This window comes from Chromobacterium sp. CV08 (genome assembly GCF_051129845.1).
In the GTDB taxonomy this organism is placed as follows: Bacteria; Pseudomonadota; Gammaproteobacteria; order Burkholderiales; family Chromobacteriaceae; genus Chromobacterium.
Genome location: NZ_CP150453.1, coordinates 2,846,593 through 2,864,784 on the forward strand (window position 1 = coordinate 2,846,593; position 18,192 = coordinate 2,864,784).

The 18,192-nt window shown below is 66.1% G+C and carries 16 protein-coding genes; 7 read left to right on the forward strand and 9 right to left on the reverse strand.

All coding sequences use genetic code 11. The features are described 5' to 3' along the window. Nucleotides 1-58: 58 nt before the first annotated feature. The 8 genes from WNM05_RS13340 to ald all read right to left on the reverse strand — a co-directional run bounded on the left by WNM05_RS13340 (nt 59) and on the right by ald (nt 8,996). Nucleotides 59-1,384 (reverse strand): HDOD domain-containing protein, encoded by a 1,326-nt coding sequence (locus tag WNM05_RS13340; protein ID WP_434627345.1) that lies wholly within the window; start codon nt 1,382-1,384, stop codon nt 59-61. After that, complete coding sequence (locus tag WNM05_RS13345; RefSeq protein ID WP_434627347.1) at nt 1,371-2,111, reverse strand: SAM-dependent methyltransferase; 741 nt, start codon at nt 2,109-2,111, stop codon at nt 1,371-1,373. Before WNM05_RS13345 ends, WNM05_RS13340 begins: the two co-directional genes overlap by 14 nt. A gap of 2 nt (nt 2,112-2,113) precedes the next feature. After that, nucleotides 2,114-3,028, reverse strand: a complete 915-nt coding sequence (motB, locus tag WNM05_RS13350; protein WP_434627349.1) for a flagellar motor protein MotB — start codon at nt 3,026-3,028, stop codon at nt 2,114-2,116. Between the two features lie 17 nt (nt 3,029-3,045). Next, nucleotides 3,046-3,900, reverse strand: a complete 855-nt coding sequence (gene motA, locus WNM05_RS13355; RefSeq protein ID WP_434627351.1) for a flagellar motor stator protein MotA — start codon at nt 3,898-3,900, stop codon at nt 3,046-3,048. A gap of 174 nt (nt 3,901-4,074) precedes the next feature. Further along, on the reverse strand, nt 4,075-5,454 hold the full coding sequence (locus WNM05_RS13360) for an aspartate aminotransferase family protein (RefSeq protein WP_434627353.1): 1,380 nt from the start codon (nt 5,452-5,454) through the stop codon (nt 4,075-4,077). A 124-nt stretch (nt 5,455-5,578) separates the two neighbouring features. Then, the gene (locus tag WNM05_RS13365) at nt 5,579-6,913 is read right to left on the reverse strand and encodes a glutamine synthetase family protein (protein ID WP_434627355.1); all 1,335 of its coding nucleotides are present in this window, start codon (nt 6,911-6,913) and stop codon (nt 5,579-5,581) included. A 183-nt stretch (nt 6,914-7,096) separates the two neighbouring features. Then, nucleotides 7,097-7,852 (reverse strand): gamma-glutamyl-gamma-aminobutyrate hydrolase family protein, encoded by a 756-nt coding sequence (locus tag WNM05_RS13370; RefSeq protein ID WP_434627356.1) that lies wholly within the window; start codon nt 7,850-7,852, stop codon nt 7,097-7,099. 19 nt (nt 7,853-7,871) lie between these two features. Further along, nucleotides 7,872-8,996: an alanine dehydrogenase gene (gene ald / locus WNM05_RS13375; protein WP_434627358.1), complete on the reverse strand. Its 1,125-nt coding sequence runs from the start codon at nt 8,994-8,996 to the stop codon at nt 7,872-7,874. Nucleotides 8,997-9,209: 213 nt separating this feature from the next. Here ald and WNM05_RS13380 point away from each other — a divergent pair, with 213 nt between their 5' ends. The 5 genes from WNM05_RS13380 (at nt 9,210) to WNM05_RS13400 (ending at nt 13,662) form a co-directional block, all read left to right on the forward strand. Then, nucleotides 9,210-9,755 carry a cupin domain-containing protein gene (locus WNM05_RS13380; RefSeq protein ID WP_434627360.1) on the forward strand — a complete coding sequence of 182 codons (546 nt, stop codon included), beginning with the start codon at nt 9,210-9,212 and terminating at the stop codon, nt 9,753-9,755. A 15-nt stretch (nt 9,756-9,770) separates the two neighbouring features. After that, nucleotides 9,771-10,163, forward strand: coding sequence for a VOC family protein (locus tag WNM05_RS13385; RefSeq protein WP_434627362.1), 393 nt, complete (start codon nt 9,771-9,773; stop codon nt 10,161-10,163). 44 nt (nt 10,164-10,207) lie between these two features. Further along, a complete protein-coding gene (locus WNM05_RS13390) occupies nt 10,208-11,695 on the forward strand; it encodes an aldehyde dehydrogenase (protein WP_434627363.1) in 1,488 nt (495 codons plus the stop codon). 342 nt (nt 11,696-12,037) lie between these two features. Continuing rightward, nucleotides 12,038-12,835: a substrate-binding periplasmic protein gene (locus WNM05_RS13395; protein ID WP_434627365.1), complete on the forward strand. Its 798-nt coding sequence runs from the start codon at nt 12,038-12,040 to the stop codon at nt 12,833-12,835. A 32-nt stretch (nt 12,836-12,867) separates the two neighbouring features. Continuing rightward, nucleotides 12,868-13,662 (forward strand): substrate-binding periplasmic protein, encoded by a 795-nt coding sequence (locus tag WNM05_RS13400; RefSeq protein ID WP_434627367.1) that lies wholly within the window; start codon nt 12,868-12,870, stop codon nt 13,660-13,662. A 37-nt stretch (nt 13,663-13,699) separates the two neighbouring features. On the opposite strand, the gene WNM05_RS13405 is transcribed toward WNM05_RS13400, so the two are convergent. Next, a complete protein-coding gene (locus tag WNM05_RS13405) occupies nt 13,700-14,308 on the reverse strand; it encodes an FMN-dependent NADH-azoreductase (RefSeq protein ID WP_434627369.1) in 609 nt (202 codons plus the stop codon). Nucleotides 14,309-14,414: 106 nt separating this feature from the next. On the opposite strand from WNM05_RS13405, the gene WNM05_RS13410 reads away from it, so the two are divergent. Together WNM05_RS13410 and WNM05_RS13415 are read left to right on the forward strand one after the other, a co-directional pair. Continuing rightward, nucleotides 14,415-15,356 carry a LysR substrate-binding domain-containing protein gene (locus WNM05_RS13410; protein ID WP_434627371.1) on the forward strand — a complete coding sequence of 314 codons (942 nt, stop codon included), beginning with the start codon at nt 14,415-14,417 and terminating at the stop codon, nt 15,354-15,356. A gap of 296 nt (nt 15,357-15,652) precedes the next feature. After that, on the forward strand, nt 15,653-18,169 hold the full coding sequence (locus WNM05_RS13415; protein ID WP_434627372.1) for a DUF3141 domain-containing protein: 2,517 nt from the start codon (nt 15,653-15,655) through the stop codon (nt 18,167-18,169). Nucleotides 18,170-18,192 lie beyond the last annotated feature (23 nt).

The following is an 18,192-nucleotide window of genomic DNA, read 5'->3' on the forward strand; positions in this document are numbered from 1 at the left end:
TTCCGCTGAAAGCCGGACAGAAGGGGCTAGAGTGTACCCGCCCCCGCGCCTTCTTGCATTACTGCGGCAACAGCGTCAGCCGGGTGACCAGATCCTTGAAGCGATGATAGGTGCCGTCGTCTATCGCCCTGCCGCTGCGGGCGTTGTCGACGTAGAACACACCGCTGAGCTTGTGGCCGCCGAACAGCGTCATCAGCGCGAACTCGCCGTCGCCGACATGCTGGAAGAAGGCGTCGTCGTAGCGTCTGGCCAGTTGCTGGCGCACCGCCGCCGGCGCGTGGAAGCTCTGCGGCTTGCTGGCGAACACGCCGAAGAAGCTGCCCGGTTCCAGCTCCAGCTGCAATTTGCGCAGCGGGCTGTCGGCCGCCACGCCGACCTGGTAGCGCAGTTTCAACGCGTGCTGCTCGTGCTCGTAGTGGTAGTAAAGCACCCGCTCGAACTTCAGATCGTTGGCCAGGAAGCGTATCGACTCGCGTATCGCGTTCTCCAGCTGGCCGCCGTCGGCCAGCGCCTCCGCCTTCTTCATCTCGGCCTTCGGCGCGTCGCTGGGCAGCATCAACAGCGCGCGCGCCGGAAAGGTGTAGCCTATCTCGTGCGGCCGCCGCGCCACGCTGAGCACCGAGTGCACCACCGCCATATAGGCCTGCTCCGGGTGGCCGTTGATCATCTTGGCGGCCGCGTCGACGCCGACCAGCCAGGTGCTGCGCTCGACGCCGTGCTCCAGCGAATTGGCGGTGGCGATGGCCAGCTTCAGCAACTGGCGCCGCTTGTTCGGCTTGCCCGGACCGATCAATCCGTTGAAGCCTGCCGGCAGCGGCATGTGCTTGATGAAGGCCTCCAGTATCTTGGCGTAATCGGTGTCGAAGGCCTCCGACATCTCCTGCAGCAGCGGCTTGTCCGGCAGCCGGTTGCGCTGGATCATGTAGAGGCAGCCTGGCAGGTTGTACAGCAAGGCGGCGACGAAGCAGTCCTCGACCTTCAGGTCGCCCATGATGGACAGCCATTCCTTGACCAGCAGCGCCGCCACCCGGCTGCGCCCCATCCAGTCGCCGACCGCCTCGTAGACCTCGGGGTCCAGCCGGCCCGGCGCAGGCTCCATGCCCTCGACCCGGTTGAAGCGGCCGACCACCGCCTCAAGCCCCATCAGCATCAGCGTCTGCTCGACCGACGGAATGCTCTCGTTGCGCTGCAAGGCGCGCGAATTGCCGACGACCCGCAACAGATCCAGCAGCAGGAAGGGATCGGACAGGCAGAGATTTGACAGGTCAGAGAAATTGACCAGATCGCTGTGGCGGGCGCAGGCGTCGCGCAGTTCGGCCAGCGTGTCCGGCAGTATCGGCCAGCGCTTTTCCGCGACGGCCTTGCTCCAGTTATTCAGATCCATGTGGGTGACGCCAGATCAATAGTTCTTTTTGCAAGGGGCCGCCCAAGGGCAGCCGTTCATCGGGTTCGACATCGGGCACGACGAAAGTGTTGCTGATCAGCAGGCTGCCCGGCGCGCCTTCGGCGACGAATTTGCGCCACACCCGCGGCATCGGCTCCGGCGACAGAAACACATAGATCGCGTCGTACGCCCCCCAGTCCTCCCCCCAGAAGCTGCGGCAGCCTATCGCCAGCCGCGCCGGCCTGCCGGCCCCGAGCCAGCGCAAGCGGGCCAACAGCCAGCTGCCCGGCGCGTTTTCCAACGCCGACAGGTTCAGATCGGGTCGCAGCCGGCACAGTTGCAGCGCCAGGCGGCCGTCGCCGCAACCGGCCTCGAGCACGCGCCAGCCGCTCCCCAGCCTCTCGCCCAGCCGCTCGGCCACCCGCCGCGCCGAACGGTACAACGGCACCCGTTCGACCAGGGCGTTCCGCCCCAGCGCCAGCGTCGCCAGCAAGGCCAGCAGATAACACCACGGCGGGATGCCCGCCTGCCTGAGCAATACCGCCGCCGGCACGAACAGGCCGTGCGCCGCCCGCTGCCAGCCGGGCAGACGCGACAGCGTCGCCAGCAGCGCCGCCATCCCGCCCTGCAGCGCCGCCCAGACGGCCGGATCCTGCCCCGGCGCGACGAATACCCAGGCACCGACGCAGGCCAGCAATTGCAGCAGCGGATGGCGCAGGCGGCCCATCGCTACGGCGAGCCGGCCGCCGGCGCTTCGCCGCTATTGGCCGGCCCGCCTATCACTTCCTGGTTCATCTGCGGCTTGAAGCCGTCGTTCAGGATGGACGACTCGGCGTCCTTGTTCAGCACCACGATGGTGATGCGGCGGTTTTCCGGACTGAACACGTCGCTCTTGATCAGCGGATTGGCCGAGGACAGGCCGACCACGCGCAGAACCTTGCTCTCGCTGAGGCCGCCGGCGATCAGCTCGCGCCGCGCGGTGTTGGCGCGGTCGGCCGACAATTCCCAGTTGCTGTAGCCGCCCTGCCCGCCGGCGAACGGCTTGGCGTCGGTATGGCCGGAGATGCTGATCTTGTTCGACATCTGGTTCAGGTCCTGCGCCAGCTGCTGCAGCAGCACCCGGGTATGCGGCAGCATGCGCGAGCTGCCGGAATCGAACATCGGCCGGTTCTGCTCGTCGACGATCTGGATTTTCAGCCCTTCCGGCGTCATTTCCAGCTTCAGCTGGTTCTTGTACTCCTTCAAGAGCTCGCTGTGCTCGATGTTCTGCTGGATCTTCTGCTGCAGCTGGTTCAGGCTGGCCTGTTCCTTCTGCTTCTGCATGATTTCTTCCTGCTTGGCGCCCGCCTTGTTGACCTGGCCGGCCTGCTTGGTCAGGTCGTTGCCGCCCCCCTTGACCACCGAGGTGGCGTCGCCGGCGCCGGCACCGCCGGACAGCGCCACCTTGAGCGGCGTCTTGAAATATTCGGCGATGCCGTTCAGCGTGCCCTGCGAGGCCGAGCCCAGCAGCCACATCAGCAGGAAGAAGGCCATCATCGCCGTCACGAAGTCGGCATAGGCGATCTTCCAGGCGCCGCCGTGATGGCCGTGCCCGCCCTTCTTGATCTTCTTGACTATGATTGGCCGTTGCGATTCGTCTGCCATATCGGTGCCGCTCCCGCTTATTTCTTCTGCTTGACGTGATCTTCCAGTTCCTTGAAGGACGGACGATCAATCGAAGTCAGGGCCTTGCGGCCGAACTCCACCGCCACCTGCGGCGCATAGCCGTTCAGGCTGGCCAGCAGCGTCACCTTGATGGTCTGGTAGACGCGGGTGCCGTCGCCGAGCTTGTGCTCCAGAATGGTCGCCAACGGGCCGACGAAGCCGTAGGCCAGCAGAATACCGAGGAAGGTGCCGACCAGCGCGTGGGCGATCAGCATGCCCAGCTCGGACGGCGGCGCGCCCACCGACGCCATCGTGTGCACCACGCCCATCACCGCGGCGACGATACCGAAGGCCGGCATGCCGTCGGCCAGGCCCTTGACCGCGTTGACCGGCACCTCGCCCTCGTGGTGGTGGGTCTCGATCTCGACGTCCATCAGGTTCTCGATCTCGAAGGCGTTCAGATTGCCGCCGACCATCAAACGCAGATAGTCGCAGATGAACTCGACCACGTGATGGTCATGCATGACCGTGGGGTACTTGGAGAATACAGGACTGGCCTCGGGATTCTCGACGTCGGCCTCGATGGACATCAGGCCCTCCTTGCGCACCTTGGTCAGTATCTCGAACAGCAGGGAGAACAGATCCATATAGAAGGCCTTGCTGTAGGGACTGCCCTTGAATACCGTGGGCATGGCCTTGATGGTGGCCTTCAGCGGCGCGCCGCCGTTGGCGACGACAAAGGCGCCGATGGCGGCGCCTGCGATCATCACCACCTCCAGCGGCTGCATCAGCGCGGCCAGTTCCCCCCCTGCCGCGACAAAGCCCCCAAGCACCGATGCGAGGATAAGGATGTACCCGATTGCGACGAACATGCGTCAAGTCCTGTTGTGTGCGTTACTCGTGCCGGCGTCCGTATTACCGCCAACCTGTTTGCAATTCATTATAGAAATAATAGAAAAAGCGGGTGGAATTGTACCAACCCGCCTCATCCGCTGCAAAACCGGGGCGGGAACAAAATTACCGTTCCCACACCAGCATAGTCGCCGTCACACCAGTCCGCGCTCCTTCAGCGTCCGTTCGAACTCCTCCAGGCAGCGCGCCGCCACCGCCAGCATTTCGTCGACTTCGGCCCGCGTCATCACCAGAGGCGGCGCCGACACGATATGGTCGCCGCAGGCGCGCATGATCAGATTGTTGCGGAAGAAGATGTCGCGGCACAGCGTGCCGGCATCGCCGAAATCGTCGAACAGCTCGCGCGTCGCCTTGTTCTTGACCAGCGTGAAGGCCTGCACCATGCCGACGCCGCGGACGTCGTCGACATGCTCGAAGCGGCTGAAGGTCTCGCGCCAGCGCTGCTGCATGTACGGACCGATGTCGTCCTTGACGCGCTGGACGATGCCCTCGTCGCGCAGCGCCACCACATTGGCGTGCGCGACGGCGGCGCAGACCGGGTGGCCGGAATAGGTGAAGCCGTGGTTGAAGTCGCCGCCGGCGGCCAGACCTTCGGCCACGCGCTTGCCGACGAAGACCGCGCCTATCGGCAGGTAGCCGGAGGACAGGCCCTTGGCCGCGGTGAACAGGTCCGGCTGGAAGCCGAAATGCTGGTGGCCGAACCACTCGCCGGTGCGTCCGAAACCGCATATCACTTCGTCGGCCACCAGCAGCACGTCGTACTTGCGGCAGATGCGCGCTATCTCCGGCCAGTAGGTGGCCGGCGGCACGATGACGCCGCCGGCGCCCTGTATCGGCTCGCCGACGAAGGCGGCCACCTTGTCGGCGCCGATCTCCAGTATCTTCTCCTCCAGCCAGCGCGCGGCCACGACGCCGAACTCGTCCTGCGTCATGTCCTTGCCGTGCTTGTACCACCACGGCTGCTCGATGTGGGCCATGCCGGGGATGGGCAGGTCGCCCTGCTCGTGCATGTATTTCATGCCGCCGAGGCTGGCGCCGCCTATCGTCGAGCCGTGATAGCCGTTCCAGCGGCCGATCAGCGTCTTCTTCTGCGGCTTGCCCTGCACGTCCCAGTAGCGGCGCACCATCCGTATCATCGTGTCCACAGACTCGGAGCCGGAGTTGGTGTAGAACACATGGTCGAAGCCGGCCGGCGTCACCTCGGCCAGCAGACTGGACAGCTCGACCACCGCCGGGTGGGTGGTCTTGAAAAAGGTGTTGTAGAACGGCAGCTCGTCCATCTGGCGGCGCGCCGCCTCGGCGAAGTCCTTGCGGCCGTAGCCGACATTGACACACCACAGGCCGGCCATGCCGTCTATGATCTTGTTCCCCTCTGAATCCCACAGATAGACGCCGTCTCCGTGCGTCATCACTCGGGCGCCCTGCTGGTTCAGCGATGCGGTATCGGTGAACGGATGCAGGTGGTGGGCGGCGTCCAGTTCGCGCCATTGGCTGGTGGTACGTTGCTTCTGCATAACAATCCTTCCAGTTTTCTCCGACGGGGCGGACAGATGTCCGCCCCTGCTGCGCCTGCGGCGTCGTTCTATTTCGTTGTCCTGTCTGTTCGGTGATTCTAACCGCGAGACTATGATGCGCGCATCAAACGTGCAGCAGCAGGAACTTGCGCTCCCACGGGCTGATCACGCGGAAATACTCGGCGAACTCCTTTTCCTTCATCGCCACATACATGCTGACGAAGCGCGGCCCCAGCACCTCGGCGATCTCGTGGCAGCCGGCCAGCCGCTGCAACGACTCCTCCGAGCTGTTCGGAAACTGGTAGGGCAGCTCGTAGGCGTCGGTCTGCCTGGGCTCGGACGGCTGCAGCTTGTTCACCATGCCCAGGTAGCCGCAGGCCAGCGTGGCGGCGATCGCGATATAGGGATTGACGTCGACGCCGGGCACCCGGTTCTCGATCCGGCGCGCCGCCGGCGAAGAATGCGGCACGCGCAGGCCGACGGTACGGTTGTCGTAACCCCATTCGACATTGGTCGGCGCCGCGGTGTAGCGAGACAAACGACGGAATGAGTTCACGTAGGGGGCGAACAGCGGCATGGTCTGCGGAATGTACTTCTGCAGACCGGCGATGAAGTGGAAGAAGATGTCGGACGGACTGCCGTCCTCGTTGGTGAACACGTTGCGGCCGGTGTTCTTGTCGACCAGGCTCTGATGGATGTGCATCGCGCTGCCCGGCTCGTTCTCCATCGGCTTGGCCATGAAGGTGGCGTACATATTGTGGCGGAACGCGGCCTCGCGCACGGTGCGCTTGAACAGGAAGACCTGGTCGGCCAGCTCCAGCGGATTGCCGTGCAGGAAATTGATCTCCATCTGCGCGGTGCCGATCTCGTGGATCAGCGTGTCCACCTCCAGGTTCTGCGCGTGGCAATAGTCGTAGATGTCCTCGAACAGCGGGTCGAACTCGTTGACCGCGTCTATCGAGTACGAGCGGCGGCCGAACTCCGCCCTGCCGGTGCGCCCTATCGGCGCCGCCAGCGGGATGTCCGGATCCGGATTCGGCGACAGCAGGTAGAACTCCATCTCCGGCGCCAGCACCGGCTCCAGCCCCATCTCGTCGAACAGGCCCAGCACCCGCTTCAACACATTGCGCGGCGCCACGTCCACCGGGCTGCCGTCGGCTCGGCAGCAGTCGTAGATCAGCTGCGCCGTCGGATCGACCGCCCACGGCACATAGCGCAGCGTGTTCGGATCGGGCTCCAGCACCATGTCCGGATCGGTCAGGTCGAGCAGGCTGTCGTCCGGATAGTCGCCGGTGACCGTCTGGATCAGCACCGCCTCCGGCAGGCGCATTTCCGGGTCGGACACGAACTTGTCCTTCGGCACGATCTTCCCGCGCGCCACGCCGGTCATGTCCGGCACGATGCATTCGACCTCGGTGATTCGGTGCTCTCGCAGCCATTCGTTGATCTGGTGATTCATAACGCTTCCTCTGTTGACTCCCCGGCCGCTGGCTGCGGCTCTGGATCGGGAGGTGTGTAGAGCCTGTCCGCGACGTCCCTGACTGCGCCGCCGAGACGACCGCGGCAAGAAAATCGCGGACGGGCTCTCTATTGAGTCATCGCAATGCGCGCCGGGTTCACCGGCCGGCGCGCAGACACCGATCTAGCCGACCCGCTCCGCGTGGCGGGCGCGGCAGGCGTCGCCGAAAGCCTGGAAGATCGCCTGCGACACCGGATTGTCCCAATAGCACCATTCCGGATGCCACTGCACGGCGAAGCCGAAGCGCTTGGCGTCGCGGACGCGATAGGCCTCGATCAGGCCGTCCTCGGCGTAGGCCTCGGCGTCCAGTCCCGGCGCCAGCCGCTTGATGCCCTGCTGGTGCAGCGAGTTGACCATGTCCTCGCCGCGGCCCGACCATCGCGCCAGCAAGCCGCCGTCGACGAAGCTGACCCGGTGCGCCGGCGCGTACATCGCGCCGATGTCCTCACCCTCGATCTCGCGGTGGTCGCGCAGGCCCGGCTGCTCCTGCACATGCTGATGCAACTCGCCGCCGAGCGCGACATTGATCTCCTGGAAACCCCGGCAGATGCCGAGCAAGGGCACGCCGGCCTCCAGCACCATGCGGATCAGCGGCAGCGTCGTGGCGTCGCGGCGCGGATCGTGCAGCGTGCCCTGGCGGCTGGACACGCCGCCGTAATGGTAGGGCTCGACATTGGACGGCGAACCCGGCAGCAGCAGGCCGTCCAGCGTCGCCAGCGTCGCCCGCAGGATGTCGGTGTCGCCCAGCGCGGGGATCAGCAGCGGCAGGCCGCCGGCGCCGCCTGCCGCCGCCGCGATGTATTTGTCGCCCACCGCGTGGAACGGCAGCAGGCCTATCATTTTCATGTCACACGGAATGCCGATGATTGCTTGCGACATAGAATGCAAAGCTCCTCTTTCAGCTGGCGGCCTTGATGGCCTCGATGGGGTCGACGTAGGGATGGCCCAGATCGTCAGCGACGGCGCGATAGGTGACGCGGCCGCGGCAGATGTTCAGGCCGTTGCGCAGATGGGCGTTGTCCAGCAGCGCCTGGCGCCAGCCCTTGTTGGCCAGCTCCAGCGTATACGGAAGCGTGGCGTTGGTCAGCGCCTGCGTGGACGTGCGCGCGACGCCGCCCGGCATATTGGCCACGCAGTAGTGGACGATGCCGTCGACGGTGTAGATCGGGTCCTGGTGGGTGGTGGCGCGGCTGGTCTCGAAACAGCCGCCCTGGTCTATCGCCACGTCGACCAGCACCGCGCCCGGCTTCATCGTCTTCAACATCGCCCGCGTCACCAGTTTCGGCGCCGCGGCGCCGGGGATCAGCACCGCGCCTATCACCAGGTCGGCGTCGCGGATGCTGTCGTCGATATTGGCGCTGTTCGACATCAGCGTCTTGATGCGGCCGCCGAACACCATGTCGATTTCCTTCAGGCGCGACAGCGACTTGTCCAGTATCGTGACGTCGGCGCCGGCGCCCATCGCCATGCGGGCGGCGTTCAGGCCGACGACGCCGCCGCCGATGACGACGACCCTGGCCGGCGCCACGCCGGGCACGCCGCCCAGCAGCACGCCGCGGCCGCCCTGCGCCTTCTCCAGCGCATGGGCGCCGGCCTGTATCGCCATCCGGCCGGCCACCTCCGACATCGGCGCCAACAGCGGCAGGCCGCCGCGCTCGTCGGTGACGGTTTCGTAGGCGATGGCGATCGCGTCGGATTCGGCCAGCAGCTTCGCCTGCTCCGGATCCGGCGCCAGGTGCAGATAGGTGAACAGCACCTGGCCCGGCCGCAGCAGCCGGCATTCCACCGGCTGCGGCTCCTTGACCTTGACTATCATGTCGGCGCGCTCGAACACCTCCTCGGCATTCGACGCGATGGACGCGCCGGCCTGGATGTACTGCTCGTCGGTAAAACCAATGGCCAGTCCTGCGTGGGTCTGCACCAGCACCTTGTGTCCGTTCGCCACCAGCTCGCGGACGCCGGACGGGGTCAGACCCACCCGGTACTCATGGTTTTTGATTTCCTTCGGAACGCCGATCAGCATAGTCGTCTCCAAACTGGTTCTGTCCATGGGCAGGCAAACAACAGCCGTTTAAGAAAATTCACATTGCGCTTGCCCGTTCAAGCTGATTCTGACTATAAACCCTCATCCATGCAAAGATATTCGTTTTTGCGACGCAGCAAGCACATCGCCGCCGGCACGAGGTACAATACCGCATTTGTCTAAAATTATTAACATATTGATGGAGCAGCAAGAATGGACGTCGGCGCACGGTTGAGAATGGTCAGGACACGCTTCGGCCTGTCGCAGCGGGAGCTCGCCAAACGGGCCGGCGTCACCAACGGCACCATCTCGCTGATCGAGCAGAACCGGGTCAGCCCGTCGGTCAGCTCGCTGAAGAAGGTGCTGGAAGGCCTGCCGATCACGCTGGCGGAGTTCTTCACCTTCGACGCCGCGCCGGAACAGCCGCGCGTGTTCTACCAGGCCGACGAGCTGCCCAATCTCGGCAACGAGGACATCAAGCTGATGCTGGTCGGCACCGCCCACGACAAACGCGACATCGCCATCCTGCGCGAGCACTACCAGCCGGGCGCCGACACCGGGCCCGACATGCTGGTGCACGACGGCCAGGAAGGCGGCGTCATCATACGCGGCAGCATAGAAGTGACGGTGGGCAACGACAGCCGGGTGCTGGGTCCGGGCGATGCCTATTACTTCGACAGCAAGCTGCCTCACCGCTTCCGCAATGTCGGCGACGATATCTGCGAGGTGGTCAGCGCCAGCTCGCCGCCCACTTTCTGACAGGGGGGAAACATCTTGAAGCTGGCCTACACCATTATCTATGTGCCGGACGTCCCGGCTTCGCTGCGCTTCTTCGAGGCCGCCTTCGGCTTCCAGCGGAAATTCCTGCACGAATCCGAAACCTACGGCGAACTGGACACCGGCGAAACCACGCTGTCCTTCGCCCAGCACGAACTGGCCGCCGGCAGCCTGCCCGACGGCCATGTCCGCGCCGACCAGTCCGCCAGGCCGCTGGGCATGGAGATAGGCCTCGTCACCGACGATGTGGAAGCCGCCCACGCGAAGGCGCTGGCGCACGGCGCGGCCGAGCTGTCGGCGCCGAAGCGAAAACCCTGGGGGCAGACCGTGTCCTATGTGCGCGCGCCCGACGGCGCGCTGATCGAACTTTGCAGTCCCATACCCGCTTGAAAGCCTGATTCCGCCAAACAACACCATATGACGAGGAGAGCCGCATGTCCCGCAGTCACGCCGAATGGAAACAATTTGCCGCAGAACTGAAGATTGAAGGCCGCGCCTTCATCGACGGCGCCTACCGCGCCGCCGCCGACGGCCGACGCTTCGATTGCGTCAACCCGGCCGACGGCGCCAAGCTGGCCGACATCGCCCATTGCGGCGAGGCCGAAGTGGAAGCGGCGGTCAAGGCTGCCCGGCGCGCCTTCGACTCCGGCGCCTGGTCCGGCCTGGCGCCGCGCCAGCGCGCCGACATCCTGAAACGCTTCGCCGCGCTGATCCGCGAGCACGGCGACGAACTGGCCTTGCTGGAAACGCTGGACGCCGGCAAGCCCATCGGCGACACCACCTCGGTCGACGTGCCGGCCGCCGCCTATTGCGTGGACTGGTACGCCGAGGCGATAGACAAGGTCGGCGGCGAAGTGGTGCCGGTCGATCCGAAGCTGGTCGGCCTGGTCACGCGCGAGCCGGTCGGCGTCGTCGCGGCCGTGGTGCCGTGGAACTTCCCGATACTGATGGCCAGCTGGAAATTCGGCCCGGCGCTGGCCGCCGGCAACGCCGTCATCGTCAAGCCGTCCGAGAAATCGCCGCTGACCGCCATCCGCGTCGCCGCGCTGGCCAAAGAGGCCGGCATCCCCGACGGCATCTTCCAGGTGCTGCCCGGCGCCGGCGACGTCGGGCGCCTGCTGGCGCTGCACATCGACGTCGACTGCGTCGCCTTCACCGGCTCCACCGCCGTCGGCAAGCTGATCGCCGGCTACGCCGCCCAGTCCAATCTGAAGCGGGCCTGGCTGGAGCTCGGCGGCAAGTCGCCCAACATCATCCTGCCGGACTGCCCGGACCTGGCCCGCGCCGCGCGCGCCGCAGCCAGCGGCATCTTCTACAATATGGGCGAGGTCTGCACCGCCGGTTCCCGCGTGCTGGTGCACAAGGACATCAAGGAGCGCTTCATCGAGGAGTTCAAGAAGGCCGCCTCCGGCTTCTTCCCCGGCGACCCGCTCGATCCGGCCACCGGCATGGGCGCCATCGTCGACGAAATCCAGTACCGCAAGGTGCTGAACTACATCGACAAGGGCCTGAGCGAGGGCGCCACGCTGCTGTTTGGCGGCAAGGCCGCGCATACCGACAAGGGCCTGTTCATCGAGCCGACCGCCTTCGATTGCCCCAGCGACGATCTGACCATCTGCCGCGAGGAGATCTTCGGCCCGGTGCTGTCGGTGATCACCTTCAGCGAGCTGGACGACGCCATCCGCATCGCCAACGACACCGCCTACGGCCTGGCGGCAGCCGTGTGGACCTCCAACGTCAGCACCGCCCACCAGGTATCGCGCCGCCTGCGCGCCGGCACCGTGTGGGTCAACTGCTACGACGAGGGCGGCGACATGAACTTCCCCTTCGGCGGCTACAAGCAGTCAGGCAACGGCCGCGACAAGTCGCTGCACGCGCTGGACAAGTACAGCGAGCTGAAGAGCACGCTGATCAAGCTGTAATCGTCCACGCCGGCCAGGCCCGTCCGGGCCGGCGTCTTCCCGCCTCCCGCTCCCGGCATCCGCCCGCCCCCCCCAAACCCCGCCGTCGCGTCGCTGCCTCCCCCGGGGCGAATGGCTCGTCCACAAGCGGGGTAGCAGCCGCCGACAGCGCAGCTATGATTGAAATCAAAGACTTCCGGGGTGGCGCGCCAGCATGCAGCAAATCTACAGACTCACCGTTGTCGGCTTCTTATGGCCAAGCCCCTTCGTCCACGCAGCAGAAAACCATCGCGCCTGCCCTTACGGACCACTGAAAGTGGGCTTTTACGAATATGGCCTGGCCTATCGAGGGTGACAGACGAAATGCGGCGACACATCCGGCTCTTGCTTGCCCTGCTTCTCTCCTCGGCCTGCCAGGCCGCGCCCGGCCCTGCCTGTCCGCAGGGGGCGCTCAAGATCGGCTTCTACAAGATAGGAGCCGCCTATCGAGACAAGCATGGCTATGACGTGGATCTGGTCCGCGAGCTGGCGCAACGGCTGCGCTGTCCGATCGCCAGCGAAACGGAGCTGCCGCGCCTGCGGACGCTGAAGATGCTGGAAACCGGACAACTGGATATCGGCACCTCCACCATCCCTACGCCCGAGCGGCTGGCCTATGCCTGGATTTATCCCTACAACCACAGCAAGAACATGGTGTTGCTGCATCCGAGCGTCAAGGCCCGCTCGCTGGCGGAACTGCTGCAGGACCCGAAACTGCGCTGGGGCGCCGTCCGCGGCTATCACCATGGACCGGAACAGGACAAGCTGCTGGCCGAGCTCGCCGCGCGGCGCCAATTGCTGATGGCCGAGGACGAGGACGATCTGTACAAGATGCTGGCCAACGGCATCGTCACCGCCGCCTTCGCCCAGCCGTTCAGCTATGGCCGCTGGCTGCGGGACCCGCTGATGGCCCGGCAGGTCGTCATTCTGGATCTGTATCCGCAGACCGACAGGGTCGCCAGCGGCCTGGTGCTGAGCAAGGCGCGCTTCAGCCAGGGCGCGGCCGAGCGCTGGCATCGAGAACTGGTGAAAATGTATAAGGACGGCACCCTATACGACATTCTGCGCCGCCATTTGAACGATGGCGCCGCCAAGCAGATGCTGCAGGTACCGATAGAATGACGCCGGCACAGCCGGTACCGCGGGAGAAAACGATGAGATGGCTGGCAATCTGCGCCTTGCTGTTGTTCCTGCCCCTGGCCCGGGCCGCGCCGAACCCGGCCTGCCCAAACAGTCCGCTGGTGGTCGCCTATTACGACTTCGGCGTCGCCTACCACCAGGGCAAGGGCTATGACCCCGACATCATCCGCGAGCTCGCGCGGCGGCTGGGCTGCCCGATACAAAGCGAGGCCGACTTCCCGAGGCCCCGGGTATTGAAGCTGCTGGAAATCGGCCAGGCAGACATCGGCGCGTCCACCACCATCACGCCGGAGCGCCAGCGCTATCTGTGGCTGCTGCCCTACCACCACAGCAAGAACCTGGTGCTGCTGCACCGCGGCGTGCAGGCGAACACGCTGCAGGACTTGCTGAAGCTGCCGCAGTTGCGCTGGGGCGTGATCCGCGGCTATCGCCACAGTCCGGCCGAGGACAAGCTGCTGGACGAGCTGACCCAGCAGCGGAAGATCGTGGTCGCGTCCAACGAGGACGATCTGTACCACATGGTGTGCACCGGGGTGGTCACGGCGGTATTCGGCCATCCGATCAGCTTCGACCCGTGGCTGCAAAGCCACCAGGCGAGCCAGCAAGTGACGGTGCGGGACTTCTTCCCGGACAGCGAGATCATCGCCGCCGGCATCGCGCTGAGCAAAGCCCGCTTCAGCCAGGAAAGCGCCGCGCTGTGGAACGCCGAGCTGCAGCGGATGTACCGCGACGGCAGCCTGCGCGCGATCATGCGCCGCTACCTTAGCGAGCCCAGCGTCGAACAATCGTTGAAACAGCCGCTGGATTGAACGACAAAGGCCCGGCGATGCCGGGCCTTCTTGCGGATTACAGCGCCAGCTTGGCGATGGCCTCCTTGGCCAGGTGGATGGACGTGGCGCGCTTGTCCGGGCCCATGCCTATGGCCTCGGCGCGGATGATCTCCACATCGGTCACGCCGAGGAAGCCCAGCACCTTGACCAGGAAGTCCTCCTGGAAATCCATCAGGCTGCCCTGCTCGGTGCTGTGCACGCCGCCTCGGCCGGACACCACCACCACCTTCTTGTTCGGCACCAGGCCCACCGGGCCGTTCTCGGTGTACTTGAACGTGCGCCCGGCGGCGGCCACGCGGTCTATCCAGCTCTTCAACTGCGTCGGGATGGAGAAGTTGTACATCGGCGCGCCGATCACCAGCACGTCGGCCGCGAAGAATTCCGCTATCAGCTGGTCGCTCAGCGCCGCCTCGCTGCGCTGCGTCGGGGTCCAGTCGGACTCCGGCGAGAAACGGGCGCCGACGATCTCGCCGGACAGGTGGGCGATCGGGTTGGCGGCCAGATCGCGGTAAACGGTTTCCACATTGGCGTGGCGCTGGCGCAGCGTATCGGCGACGACGGCGGACAGTTCGCGGGTGACGGAGTTGTCGGCCAGGATGCTGGAGTCCAGATGCAGCAGTTTCATATCAGTTCCTTCCATTGTTCGGCTGTGATGGAGCAATGATAGGCATGCGCGACAATCCGGACTAGACTGCTAAAATTGGAAACATTGTTCCATCAGCGAGACAATCATGCAGGACCTGAACGATCTGTTGTACTTCGCCAAGGTCGTCGAACACGGCGGCTTCATGGCCGCCGGCCGGGTGCTCGGCATCCCGAAGTCGCGGCTGTCCCGGCGCGTGGCCGAACTGGAGGCCCGCCTGGGGGTGCGCCTGCTGCAACGGACCACGCGCCGGCTGGCGCTGACCGAGATCGGCGGCCAGTACTACCGGCACTGCCAGGCGATGCTGGCCGAAGCCGACGCCGCCGACGAGGCCATTCTGCAAAGTAGCGCAGAACCGCGCGGACTGATACGGGTCAGCTGCCCGGAACTGTTGTCCAAGACCATGCTCAGCGCGCTGCTGCCGCGCTTCCTGGCCCGGCACCCCCAGGTGCGCGTCGCGCTGGACTCCACCAACCGCCGGGTGGACCTGATAGAGGAAGGCGTCGACGTCGCGCTCAGGGTCCGCAACGTGATAGAGGACAGCGCCAGCCTGGTGGTGCGCCGGCTCGGCAAAAGCCGGGTGATCCTGGTGGCCAGCCCGGCCTTTCTGGACAGCCGCGGCGAGCCGCAGACCCCGGAGAGGCTGGCGGCGCTGCCTGCGCTGACGATGAGTCGGCCCGACGGCCGCGGCCAGTGGCTGCTGCTGGACAACGTCGGCCAGAGCTACACCATCCACCTGGACGCCCCGCGCCTGATGACCGACGACATGATCGTGCTGCTGGAGGCGGCGATCGCCGGCGTCGGCATCGCCGCGCTGCCCGCCAACGTCTGCCACCAGGCCCTGGCCGACGGCCGCCTGCGCCGCATCCTGCCCGAGTACGACTTCCCCTGGGGCATACTGCACGCCGCCTTTCCGACCCGGCGCGGCCTGTCTCCGGCGGTGCGCGCCTTCCTGGACTTCGTCGCCGAGGAGTTGATCAGCGAGGAAATGGCCGGCGACTGGCAGCGCGCCGACATCCGCCCGGCATGACATCGGCCTTCCCCCGCCGACAGGCCTGAGCCGGCGTGGAGATGGTCAAGGAACTGCAAACGGCCGCCGCGACTCGAAGCCCGGCAGGCGCCGGGACCGGTTGATGGCTTCGCGCCACACATCGTCGCCGGACCGTCGGCATTTATTGCGTTGCAGCAAATAACGAGTACAGTGACGGCCATGGCCTGTCGTCGGCCGCGGCCCGTTCACGGTCCCTTTTCGGCGGCGTTCGTTTTCCGAGGGTCGTCAACAGGCTGCACGCGTCTTTTCCTACCGTTCAAGAACAAGGGGTTGCAATGTGGTCGACTGCTGCGGTTCAAGGCGGGAAGTTCCCGTTCCCTCAAGCGCTGTTTGATTACTGGCTGGACGCCTGCCAGCGCGGCATCCTGTACTGGGACACGCAGTACCGTCGCGGCGCCACCTATCTGGAGCACTGCGAAAGCGGCAAGCCGCCGGTGCTGGTCTTCGAGTACCGGATCATCGTCGACGGCCGCGAGCTGCCGGATCCGGCCAACTACGCGCTGGCCGCGATCAAGCCTCCCGCCGGCTGCCCGGCCACCGATCCGGCCAAACGCCCCTTCGTCGTCATCGATCCGCGCGCCGGCCACGGCCCCGGCATCGGCGGCTTCAAGATGGACAGCGAGATCGGCGTCGCGCTGCAGCAGGGCCATCCCTGCTATTTCGTGATGTTCTTCCCGCAACCGGTCGACGGCCAGACCATAGAAAGCGTGACCAAGGCCGAAGGGCACTTCCTCGCGCGCGTCAACGAGCTGCATCCGGACAGCGACGGCAAGCCCTTCGTGATCGGCAACTGCCAGGGCGGCTGGGCGCTGGCGATGCTGGCGGCGGTGGCGCCGGATCTGGTCGGCCCGATACTGCTGGCCGGATCGCCGCTGTCGTACTGGGCCGGCGTGCGCGGCAAGAATCCGATGCGCTACGCCGGCGGCCTCGCCGGCGGCACCTGGACCGCCTCGCTGGCCGGCGACCTGGGCAACGGCCATTTCGACGGCGCCCATCTGGTCGAGAATTTCGAGAAGCTGGACCCGGCGAACACGCTGTGGAAGAAGTCCTACAATCTGTACGCCAAGATCGACACCGAGCCGCAGCGCTACCTGGATTTCGAGCGCTGGTGGGGCGGCCACTACCTGCTGAACAAGGTGGAAATGGAGTGGATCACCCAGAAGCTGTTCGTCGGCAACGAGCTGGTGCACGGCAGGATAGCCAGCCACGACGGCAAGGTCCGGGTGGACATGCGCAACATCCGCTCCCCCATCATCGTGTTCGCCTCCTGGGGCGACAACATCACGCCGCCGCAGCAGGCGCTTAACTGGATCGCCGATCTGTACGACAGCGTCGACGACATCCGCGACAACGAGCAGACCATCGTCTACTGTCTGCACAACAAGGTCGGCCACCTCGGCATCTTCGTATCTGCCGGCGTCGCCAACAAGGAACACAGCGAATTCGCCAGCGCGCTGGACCTGATAGACGTGCTGGCGCCGGGCCTGTACGAGGCCGTCATCGACGACATCGCCCCGGACGCGCCGGGCCTGGAATACATCGAGGGGCGCTACATCATCCGTTTCGAGGCGCGCGACGTGCAGGACATCCTGGCGCTGGACGACGGCCGCGACGACGAACGCGCCTTCGAAGTCGTCAAGCGGGTGTCCGAGATCAACCAGGGCGTGTACGACCGTTACCTGTCTCCGGCGGTGCGCGCGCTCAGCAACGAGACCAGCGCCCGCCTGCTGCGCGAGCTGCATCCGGCCCGGCTGGAGCGGACGCTGATCTCGCCGAAGAACCCGTGGCTGTGGTGGCTGCCGGACCTGGCCGCCAAGGTGCGCGAACAACGCCGGCCGGTGGCAGAAGACAATCCGCTGTGGCGCTGGCAGCAGCAGCTGTCCGACTTCGTCGTCCGATCGCTGGACCACTACCGCGATCTGCGCGACGCCGCCCAGGAGCAACTGTTCCGCGCCGTCTACGAATCGCCGCAGCTGGCGACCCTGGTCGGCGTCACGCCCGCCAGCGAGCCGCGCAGCCGGGCGCTGGCCTGGGAAAGCCGCGAGCTGGCCCGGCTGAAGCGCGAGGCCCTGGACCCGGGTTTCGAGCAGGGCACGCTGGCCGACGGTTTCGTGCGGCTGCTGCTCTATGTCAGCAACGGCAGCGGCGTCGTCGACGAACGGCCGTTCAACGCGATCCGCCGCGTGATGCGCGACGTCCGCCACGAGTATCCGCTGACGCTGATGCAATTGAAGGACATCGTGCGGCGCCAGGTGGCGCTGGTGCGGCTGGACGCGCCGCGCGCGCTGCGCGGCCTCGCCCTGCTGCTGCCCGACGCACACCGCCGCCATCAGGCCTGGCTGCTGGCCCGCGACCTGCTGGCGCTGCGCGGCGCCATCGAGCCCGTCCATCAGGCGCGACTGGACGAAGTCGCCGCGGCGCTGGCGTTGCAGGTCCCCCCGCAGACGGCCGCCGCCGAAGCGACGCCGGCCGCCTCGGGCAAGCCGCCGGCCAGGGCCGCCAAGCCGGCCGCCGCCGCAGCCAAACCTGCGGGCGGGCGCAAGACCGCGCCCAAGACGGGCGCGGCCAAGACGACCACAGCCAAGACCGCCGCATCCGGCAAGGCGCCGACGGCAACCGTCGGACCCGCGGCCAAGGCCGTCAAGCCGGCAATCGGGCGCAAGGAGGCGGGGAAGACTGCCGGCGGCGCCGAGCCGAAAACGGCGGCGCCCCGGAAGGGGCCGGCCAAGGCCAATGGCCGCACGCCCGGCGGCGCGGCCCAGCCCGTCTCCGGCGAGCCCGACAAGCACTGAGAGCCTGTTTACGATCTTTTGCG

What these genes read in the sequence shown, in the direction of transcription:
- WNM05_RS13340 (WP_434627345.1), bottom strand. Translation starts at nt 1,384, where the DNA reads ATGGATCTGAATAACTGGAGCAAGGCCGTCGCGGAAAAGCGCTGGCCG.
- WNM05_RS13345 (WP_434627347.1), bottom strand. Translation starts at nt 2,111, where the DNA reads ATGGGCCGCCTGCGCCATCCGCTGCTGCAATTGCTGGCCTGCGTCGGT.
- motB (WP_434627349.1), bottom strand. Translation starts at nt 3,028, where the DNA reads ATGGCAGACGAATCGCAACGGCCAATCATAGTCAAGAAGATCAAGAAG.
- motA (WP_434627351.1), bottom strand. Translation starts at nt 3,900, where the DNA reads ATGTTCGTCGCAATCGGGTACATCCTTATCCTCGCATCGGTGCTTGGG.
- WNM05_RS13360 (WP_434627353.1), bottom strand. Translation starts at nt 5,454, where the DNA reads ATGCAGAAGCAACGTACCACCAGCCAATGGCGCGAACTGGACGCCGCC.
- WNM05_RS13365 (WP_434627355.1), bottom strand. Translation starts at nt 6,913, where the DNA reads ATGAATCACCAGATCAACGAATGGCTGCGAGAGCACCGAATCACCGAG.
- WNM05_RS13370 (WP_434627356.1), bottom strand. Translation starts at nt 7,852, where the DNA reads ATGTCGCAAGCAATCATCGGCATTCCGTGTGACATGAAAATGATAGGC.
- ald (WP_434627358.1), bottom strand. Translation starts at nt 8,996, where the DNA reads ATGCTGATCGGCGTTCCGAAGGAAATCAAAAACCATGAGTACCGGGTG.
- WNM05_RS13380 (WP_434627360.1), top strand. Translation starts at nt 9,210, where the DNA reads ATGGACGTCGGCGCACGGTTGAGAATGGTCAGGACACGCTTCGGCCTG.
- WNM05_RS13390 (WP_434627363.1), top strand. Translation starts at nt 10,208, where the DNA reads ATGTCCCGCAGTCACGCCGAATGGAAACAATTTGCCGCAGAACTGAAG.
- WNM05_RS13395 (WP_434627365.1), top strand. Translation starts at nt 12,038, where the DNA reads ATGCGGCGACACATCCGGCTCTTGCTTGCCCTGCTTCTCTCCTCGGCC.
- WNM05_RS13400 (WP_434627367.1), top strand. Translation starts at nt 12,868, where the DNA reads ATGAGATGGCTGGCAATCTGCGCCTTGCTGTTGTTCCTGCCCCTGGCC.
- WNM05_RS13405 (WP_434627369.1), bottom strand. Translation starts at nt 14,308, where the DNA reads ATGAAACTGCTGCATCTGGACTCCAGCATCCTGGCCGACAACTCCGTC.
- WNM05_RS13410 (WP_434627371.1), top strand. Translation starts at nt 14,415, where the DNA reads ATGCAGGACCTGAACGATCTGTTGTACTTCGCCAAGGTCGTCGAACAC.
- WNM05_RS13415 (WP_434627372.1), top strand. Translation starts at nt 15,653, where the DNA reads ATGTGGTCGACTGCTGCGGTTCAAGGCGGGAAGTTCCCGTTCCCTCAA.